8 protein-coding genes are annotated in these 8,574 nt (G+C 45.5%); 5 read left to right on the top strand and 3 right to left on the bottom strand.

The annotated features are described in order from the left end of the window. Positions 1-130: 130 nt before the first annotated feature. Entirely contained in the window at positions 131-1,114 is a 984-nt protein-coding gene (nagZ, locus tag CAG68_RS19360; protein ID WP_005381905.1) for a beta-N-acetylhexosaminidase, read from the bottom strand. Positions 1,115-1,213: 99 nt separating this feature from the next. Between nagZ and CAG68_RS19365 the strand changes: the two genes are divergently transcribed. Continuing rightward, positions 1,214-2,326 (top strand): anhydro-N-acetylmuramic acid kinase, encoded by a 1,113-nt coding sequence (locus tag CAG68_RS19365; protein WP_154204830.1) that lies wholly within the window; start codon positions 1,214-1,216, stop codon positions 2,324-2,326. Positions 2,327-2,362: 36 nt separating this feature from the next. Further along, complete coding sequence (gene murQ / locus CAG68_RS19370) at positions 2,363-3,292, top strand: N-acetylmuramic acid 6-phosphate etherase (protein ID WP_161441536.1); 930 nt, start codon at positions 2,363-2,365, stop codon at positions 3,290-3,292. 51 nt (positions 3,293-3,343) lie between these two features. Here murQ and CAG68_RS19375 read toward each other — a convergent pair whose 3' ends face one another. Both CAG68_RS19375 and CAG68_RS19380 read right to left on the bottom strand, forming a co-directional pair. After that, a complete protein-coding gene (locus CAG68_RS19375; RefSeq protein WP_005381911.1) occupies positions 3,344-3,616 on the bottom strand; it encodes a hypothetical protein in 273 nt (90 codons plus the stop codon). 113 nt (positions 3,617-3,729) lie between these two features. Next, the gene (locus CAG68_RS19380) at positions 3,730-4,071 is read right to left on the bottom strand and encodes a DUF2799 domain-containing protein (protein ID WP_005381912.1); all 342 of its coding nucleotides are present in this window, start codon (positions 4,069-4,071) and stop codon (positions 3,730-3,732) included. A 280-nt stretch (positions 4,072-4,351) separates the two neighbouring features. Between CAG68_RS19380 and CAG68_RS19385 the strand changes: the two genes are divergently transcribed. The 3 genes from CAG68_RS19385 (at position 4,352) to btsR (ending at position 8,460) form a co-directional block, all read left to right on the top strand. Then, complete coding sequence (locus CAG68_RS19385; RefSeq protein ID WP_005381914.1) at positions 4,352-5,836, top strand: carbon starvation CstA family protein; 1,485 nt, start codon at positions 4,352-4,354, stop codon at positions 5,834-5,836. A gap of 193 nt (positions 5,837-6,029) precedes the next feature. Next, a complete protein-coding gene (locus CAG68_RS19390) occupies positions 6,030-7,700 on the top strand; it encodes a sensor histidine kinase (protein WP_005381915.1) in 1,671 nt (556 codons plus the stop codon). Between the two features lie 31 nt (positions 7,701-7,731). Continuing rightward, entirely contained in the window at positions 7,732-8,460 is a 729-nt protein-coding gene (btsR, locus tag CAG68_RS19395) for a two-component system response regulator BtsR (protein ID WP_005381917.1), read from the top strand. Positions 8,461-8,574: the final 114 nt, after the last annotated feature.

Raw genomic sequence — 8,574 nt, forward strand, 5'->3', positions numbered from 1 at the left:
GGCTAAAAAAGAAAAACAAGCGTACAGAATAAAAAACATTTAGTGTAAAACTATGTTTACATCCAAATAAAAAGCCAAAGTATAATTAACTTTGGCTTCTCATCGCTGTTTTGAATCTTTTACAAGAGGTTTAGCTAGTCAAGCGTTTCATCGCTTCACTCGCCGCTTTCCACTCTTGAGATAGCTTAAGTTCGCTTGGAGAAAATGACTGTTTTTTTAGTAATCCATCCGCGAGTGGCACGGTTGAAACCGGTAAGTTGTCTAATACTTCAACGTGCGCTTCTCGTTTATTACACATTAACAACATATCGCAGCCAGCTCTCAATGCTTGAGCACCTCGCTCGGCTGGGCTGCCCATAATCGCAGCGCCTTCCATGGTCAAGTCATCCGAAAAAACCAAACCTTTAAAACCCAATTGCTGACGCAGAACCTGTTTTAACCAGTATTCAGAACCGCTGGCTGGTTGAGCATCATAATGTGGGAAAATCACGTGAGCAGGCATCATGGCATCTAAAATACCGGCATCAATTTGCGCTTTGAAGATCGCCATATCTTGTTCAAAAATATCACTGCGCTCGTCGTATGGTGTTTCTAGATGTGAGTCTGCAATCACGCCACCATGTCCAGGGAAGTGTTTGCCTGTCGTTGCCATGCCAACACTCTTCATTCCTTGCATATAAGCAGTGCTATAGCGAAGAATGGTATCGGCATCTTCACCGAATGCACGGTTACCGATCGCTTTACATTGATGGCCTTGGTCAAGTACCGGGGCAAAGCTTAAATCAATATCATGGGCAATCAGCTCTGCTGCCATTAACCAACCGCCCATACGAGCAAGCTCTTCACCATTTTGATGTTTAGCGTACTCATCAGCAGCAGGAATTAATGAGAAACCTTCACGAAAGCGCTGCACTCGGCCGCCTTCTTGATCCACACCGATCAAAAACGGGCGCTTAGCCGCCTTTCGGATGGATTGAGTAAGTGCTTGAAGCTGTTCGCTATCATGATAGTTGCGAGCAAATAGAATTAAGCCACCAACCGTAGGATGCTCCAAGATTTCTTTGTCTTCAGCGGTCAGTTCATACCCCGCAACGTCAACCCATAACGGTCCCATGTTTTCTCCTCAAAATCGGCTGAATATCTCGTATTCGATGAGGTTATTCGCTTCAGATTTGCTTTACAATAAGTGAATGCAGAATTGACGAGATCGGCTATGAAATTTAACGAACTGTACATTGGTGTGATGTCTGGAACGAGTATGGATGGTGTTGATACCGCTCTAGTTGAAATAAGCGATGAGCATGTTCGCCTGATTGCGCACGACGACTACCCAATGCCCGCAGCACTAAAAGACATGCTGTTATCTGTTTGTACCGGTCAAGCAACAAATTTAAAAACCATAGGTGAACTTGACCACCAGCTCGGCCACCTATTTGCAGATGCCGTGTTACAGCTGCTCAATAAGTCTGGTTACGTCGCAGAGCAAATTCGTGCGATTGGTAATCACGGTCAAACAGTGTTCCATCAGCCTACCGGAAACTTGCCGTTTACCACTCAATTGGGTGATGCCAACATTATCGCGGTCAAGACAGGCATTGATACGGTAGCGGATTTTCGTCGTAAAGACATGGCGCTAGGTGGACAAGGTGCCCCACTCGTCCCTGCTTTCCATAAAAGCATTTTTGCGATGCAGGATTCCACAACTGTGGTACTTAACATTGGAGGCATTGCCAATATCTCGGTACTGCATCCAGAACAACCAGTCATTGGCTATGACACAGGCCCGGGCAATATGTTGATGGACGCATGGTGTGCGCTGCATACTGGGCAAAGCTTCGACGAAGATGCACAGTTTGCACTTAAAGGAACGGTAAACGCTACTTTGTTGACTCAATTACTCAAAGAAGCTTACCTCGCCATGCCAGCCCCTAAAAGTACCGGACGAGAACTGTTCAATATTGACTGGCTGCATCAACAACTGGCCCATCACAATTTACCAATCGAAGACGTACAACGTACACTTTGCGAGTATTCTGCAATTACCATTGCCAACGAAGTCGACAAGTTTTCTCATGGCATCACACCTCAACTATTGGTCTGTGGCGGTGGAGCAAGAAACCCGCTTTTGATGCAACGACTGGCCAAGTTATTGCCACAATGGAGCGTTGCGACAACGGCAGAAAAAGGTGTTGATGGCGATTACATGGAAGCAATGGCGTTTGCTTGGCTTGCGCAGCGCCATATTCACGGCCTCCCTAGCAACTTACCGGAAGTTACGGGGGCAAGTCGTCTCGCTTCACTGGGTGTACTCTATTCAAAAAATTAAGGGCAATAGATCCTAAACAAAAAGGCTTAATTCATTATGACGAACGATGCACTTATCGCAGCTTTATCCCATCTGGTATCTGAAGGGCGAAATCCAGACACCATGGACATCGACTTGCTGCCTTCTCTCGATATTGTTCAACGCATCAACCAACAGGACAAACCCGTTCCTCTTGCCGTTGAAAAAGTATTGCCTGAGATCGCTGAAGCCGTTGATAAGATCACGGAAGCATTTAAGGTCGGAGGTCGGTTGTTTTACATCGGTGCGGGTACCAGTGGTCGACTTGGCGTTTTGGACGCTTCAGAATGCCCACCAACTTTTGGCACAGATCCAGAGATGGTCGTTGGTATTATTGCCGGTGGAAAAGAGGCAATGTTCCGTGCAAAAGAAGGGGCGGAGGACGATCCAGCATTGGGTGAGCAAGATCTTAAAGAGAATACTCTAACACAACGCGATGTCGTCGTTGGTATTGCGGCAAGTGGACGAACACCTTACGTGATTGGTGGCTTAGAGTATGCGAACGAGCTTGGTGCCACCACTGTAGCACTATCTTGTAACCCTGACTCTCCGATTGCAGATATTGCTGATATTGCGATTAGCCCCGTTGTTGGACCTGAAGCGTTAACGGGATCCACTCGCTTAAAATCAGGGACGGCACAAAAACTCGTACTAAACATGCTCACTACCGCAAGCATGATTCGCCTGGGCAAAAGTTATCAGAACTTAATGGTAGATGTGAAAGCGACGAATGCAAAGCTAGTTGCAAGAGCGGCTCGTATTGTTATGCAAGCAACAGATTGTACTAACCAAGAGGCTAAAACGGCGCTCAAAGAAACGGACTACGACGCCAAGTTAGCGATTTTGATGATTTTAACCGGGCTGGATAGAGAAAGCGCGACTGAGCAACTGAACGCCAAGCAAGGATATTTAAGAAAAGTCGTGATCGCGCAAACTAATCAATCTTAATCAATAAAGCGCCTCACTTATTTAAAAGTCAGGCGCCTTTTATGGCTTAATTTAGTAGTTCAATCGTTCAATGTGAGTAATACCGACTTTACCTTCAAGGTCACTGAACATATGAACCATTGCTGGGTATGGTTGTGCTCCAGGGTAGACAACTTCTGCATTACAGAAAAACGCATAGTTTTGTCCGGCTACGACTTGAGTAGCCACAACCAAAGGGGAGTATTTGACACCGACAAACCCCTCGATACCTTTAGCAAATACTTCTTTATTCTCTGCTGTGAGTTCATGAAATGGACTCCAGCCACCAGCCATTTGCGTTGACATAATGTGATTCCTTTTTTCTGTGCTCACTATCAAGCAGTATGAACATAGTTTAATAAGGAAGATTTTGCCACATTTATGTGATACAGACAGTGTAACAACGGCTTTATTGACTATTAATTTGAGTATTCATTCCAACCACGTTGCCATTCCATGCGGAATTTTTGCGCTTGCTCAGTACCTTCACAAACCCCTTCGTAATACTGACCAGATAACCCCATTTGATACGCAAAAGCAGGATTACAGTACTCACGTAAACCTTCTAAATAACCTTGGTCGTAGTCACTTTGCTTAACACTACCCAACTCACGAAGCTCGCTCATCGTGCGCGATGTGTGTCCGGTTATGCCATCTTGATATCCGATCTGATGCCAATCTCCCGACTTGGCAAGATCTGCTGTCGTTGCTGTGCATCCTGCAAGTAAAGCCAGTGCCAGACCTACCGTTACCTTTTTCATGGTTCTTCCTTAAGTAATTGTTTTCAAAAATAAGCTTACCACTAATTATTGGCGCTTGCCGCTGAGCTTGCAGATTTAACCACTGATGACTCAAATCAGCCGCTCAAGACTGTCATCAACCTTTCGCCATTTTTAAAAACCGCTCAAGCAGCATATCGACCACTCAGTGCTCTATTCGACCACTCATCTACTAACCGAATGCATTTAACACAAGTGACGCATAACATGCATCCTGAGATTAAAAAATTACCCTACCCAACTAAGACCAAGGACAATTGCTATGATGTGGTTTCTAACCTGTGTCGCAGCCCTAATCGGCGGATACTTCATCTACGGCGCTTTCGTCGAGAAGATTTTCGGCATCAATGAAAAACGCCAAACGCCAGCTCACACCAAATCGGACGGTGTTGACTTCGTTCCAATGTCAACAAAGAAAGTTTACCTAGTTCAACTACTTAACATCGCAGGTGTTGGTCCAATTTTTGGCCCGATCATGGGGGCACTATACGGTCCTGCGGCGATGCTTTGGATTGTAGTCGGTTGTATTTTTGCTGGTGCAGTACACGATTACTTCTCAGGCATGCTTTCAGTGCGTAACGGCGGTGCATCTGTACCTACCATTACAGGTCGCTACCTAGGTAATGGCGCAAAACACTTTATGAATATTTTTGCCATTGTCCTATTGCTTCTAGTTGGCGTAGTGTTCGTTTCAGCCCCTGCTGGCATGATTACTAACCTCATCAATGATCAAACAAGCTTGAGTGTAAGCATGACAACGATGGTTATTGCTATCTTTGCTTACTACATCATTGCGACGATTGTTCCTGTCGATAAAATCATTGGTCGTTTCTACCCACTGTTTGGCGCCCTACTTATCTTTATGTCTGTTGGCCTAATGACAGCCGTTGCTTTCTCTAGCGAACACACAGTAATGGGTGACTTCCAAGTTTCGGACATGTTCTCTAACCTCAACCCAAATGACATGCCGTTATGGCCTGCATTGTTCATCACTATCGCATGTGGCGCTATCTCTGGCTTCCACGCAACTCAGTCTCCACTGATGGCGCGTTGTATGGAAAATGAGAAAAACGGTCGCTTCGTATTCTACGGTGCAATGATTGGTGAAGGTGTTATCGCGCTAATTTGGTGTGCTATCGCTCTGTCTTTCTTCGGCTCTCTAGACGCTCTATCAGAAGCTGTGAAAAACGGTGGCCCTGGTAACGTGGTATACAGCGCATCATTTGGTCTGCTAGGTGTGTTCGGTGGTATCCTTGCGTTCCTGGGGGTGGTTATCCTACCAATTACGTCTGGCGATACAGCGTTCCGTTCAAGCCGCTTGATCCTTGCTGAATACTTCAACATGGAACAAAAAACGCTACGTAACCGTCTACTGATGGCACTTCCACTGTTCGTTATCGGCGGTATCTTAACTCAAGTAGACTTCGGCATTATCTGGCGCTACTTCGGTTTTGCAAACCAAACAACAGCGGTAATGATGCTTTGGACTGCGTCCGCTTACCTACTGCGTCACAACAAGCTGCACTGGATTACCACTATCCCAGCTATCTTCATGACCACGGTATGTGTCACGTTCATCTTAAACAACAGCTCGCTAGGTTTTGGTCTGCCAATGCAACTATCAACTATCGTAGGTATTGTGTTTGCCCTAGCTGTGACAGGTTACGTTATCAAAACCTCTAAGGGTAAAGGTGAAACTGAACTGGCTGACGAAGAGAAACCACAAGCCGTATCAGAAACAGCGTAATACTCGTCACATCTGAGTGACTAAGATAGGAGCCTGCCAATTGCAGGCTCTTTTTGTTTTATACCCAAGTCACTTTAAGGTTCAGAAAGCACAGCGCAGCATCATTTACTTAGCTGTTCTTATCTATCTGAGCCAAGCATCTTGAGGTTACTTAGGTATACAATAACAACATTGATTCTAGGTTAGGTTCACTATGGAACTGGTCATCTCCCTTTTACAACAGATGTGTGTGTACTTAGTTTTGGCTTACATGCTAAGTAAAACGCCAATCATCTTACCTTTGCTGAGTATTTCTTCGCGCTTAAGCCACCGCCTAATTTGTTACGTACTCTTCTCTGGCTTTTGTATTCTCGGCACCTATTTCGGTCTGCACATCAACGATGCTATTGCCAATACTCGTGCGATCGGCGCAGTTATGGGCGGGCTGTTTGGTGGACCTGTTGTAGGTTTCGCCGTCGGATTTACTGGTGGCATCCATCGATACTCTCTTGGTGGCTTTACTGACCTAGCCTGCGCAATTTCAACCACCGCCGAGGGCGTAATTGGTGGCTTGCTCCACGTTTACCTTATCAAGCGAAATAAAGGCGCATTGCTGTTTAATCCAAGCGTCGTATTCAGCGTCACGTTTGTTGCAGAAGTGGTGCAAATGATTTTGCTGCTCGCCGTCGCGAAACCTTTTGATCAAGCCTATGAACTGGTGTCCGCTATTGCAGCGCCTATGATCATCGCGAACTCATTTGGTGCAGCGTTGTTCATGAGTATCCTGCAAGACAGAAAAGCAATCTTTGAAAAGTTTTCTGCGACGTTTTCGCGTCGAGCGCTCACCATTGCTGATCGCTCAGTGGGAATTCTAAGCAACGGCTTCAACACCGAAAACGCAGAGAAAATCGCACGTATTATTTACGAAGAAACCAAAGTGGGCGCTGTCGCAATTACTGACCAAGAAAAGATCTTGGCGTTTGTGGGCATTGGCGATGATCACCATAAACCGAACACGCCGATTTCATCGCAAAGCACATTAGACTCCATGGAGAAAAACGACATCATTTATCTTGATGGTGCGGAGCGTCCATACCAATGCTCCATTGCAAAAGATTGCAAGCTCGGATCTGCGCTGATCATCCCACTGCGTGCAGGGAAAGAGGTCATTGGTACCATAAAGCTGTATGAACCGAAGCGTAAATTGTTCTCGACGGCCAACATGTCGATGGCGGAAGGAATAGCCCAGCTTCTATCTAGCCAAATCCTTTATGGCGATTACCAACAACAACAAGCCTTACTCGCCCAAGCAGAAATAAAATTGCTTCACGCTCAGGTGAATCCACACTTTTTGTTTAATGCACTCAATACTATTAGTGCGATTACTCGTCGTGACCCTGACAAAGCGCGCGAGCTAATCCAAAATTTATCGCACTTCTTCCGCAGCAATTTAAAGCAGAACATTAATACCGTGACGCTAAAGGAAGAGCTTGCACATGTGAACTCGTACTTGAGCATCGAAAAAGCGCGTTTTACGGACCGCTTAGAGGTTGAAATCGATATTCAACCTGAATTGCTGGACATCAAATTACCAAGCTTTACACTCCAGCCTTTGGTTGAGAATGCCATTAAGCATGGCATTTCAAACATGCTTGAAGGTGGTAAAGTTCATATATACAGCGAAGCACACCCACAAGGTCACTTGATTACCGTCGAAGACAACGCAGGCAGTTTTGAACCGCCAAAAGAAAACCACTCAGGGCTAGGTTTAGAAATTGTCGACAAACGTCTCACTAATCAATTTGGACGTGATGCAGCGCTAAAAATTACGTGCGAGCCACATCAATTTACTAAAATGAGCTTTATCATTCCCCCAAAATCATAAAAGCACGCTGAAGCAATAAAGGTAATGTTGGATGTTAACCGCACTCGTCATTGATGATGAACAGTTTGCTCGTGAAGAGCTAGCAGAGTTACTGGATGAAACAGGCCAAGTTGAGGTCGTGGGCGATGCCTCAAACGCAATCCTTGGCCTAAAAAAAATCAATGAACTTAAGCCTGATGTGGTGTTTCTCGATATCCAAATGCCTCAAGTCACGGGGATTGAACTACTTGGGATGCTTGATCCAGAAACCATGCCTTATGTGGTTTTTGTCACGGCTTATGATCAGTATGCGATTCAAGCATTTGAAGACAATGCCTTTGATTACTTGCTCAAACCTGTCGACCCATGCAGGTTAACTAAAACGGTCAAACGACTAAACAAAGTCATTAGCCAATCCGCCCTAACGCAACAACTGTCTGCTATTACACCTGACACGTTGGATCAGATACCGTGCATCGGACACAACCGCATCGTTATCATGGCCACCGACACGGTGGAATGTGCTTACAGTGATATCAGCGGCGTGCATGTACGCTCCACCAGCCAAACCGCGAGCACCCAACTGACATTAAAAACGTTGGAAGAGAAAACCCCTCTAGTCCGCTGCCATCGTCAATACTTAGTCAGTATTAAAGCGATTAGCGAAATCAAGTTACTGGAAAATGGGTTAGCGGAAATCATCACCAAAACAGGCTTTGAGATACCAGTAAGCCGCCGCTACTTAAAGGTGCTCAAAGAGATGCTCGGCATTAGCCACTAACACAAAAACTTCACACATCATCGCTAAGTTTCCGCTAGCGTATAAATAGGACGCTCTGAAAAGACGAGGCGATGATGTATAAAGTTTTATTCATATGTAAGCACAACGCTGGAC

The organism is Vibrio sp. V42_P2S4T144, from assembly GCF_009904715.1.
Taxonomy (GTDB): Bacteria; Pseudomonadota; Gammaproteobacteria; order Enterobacterales; family Vibrionaceae; genus Vibrio; species Vibrio alginolyticus.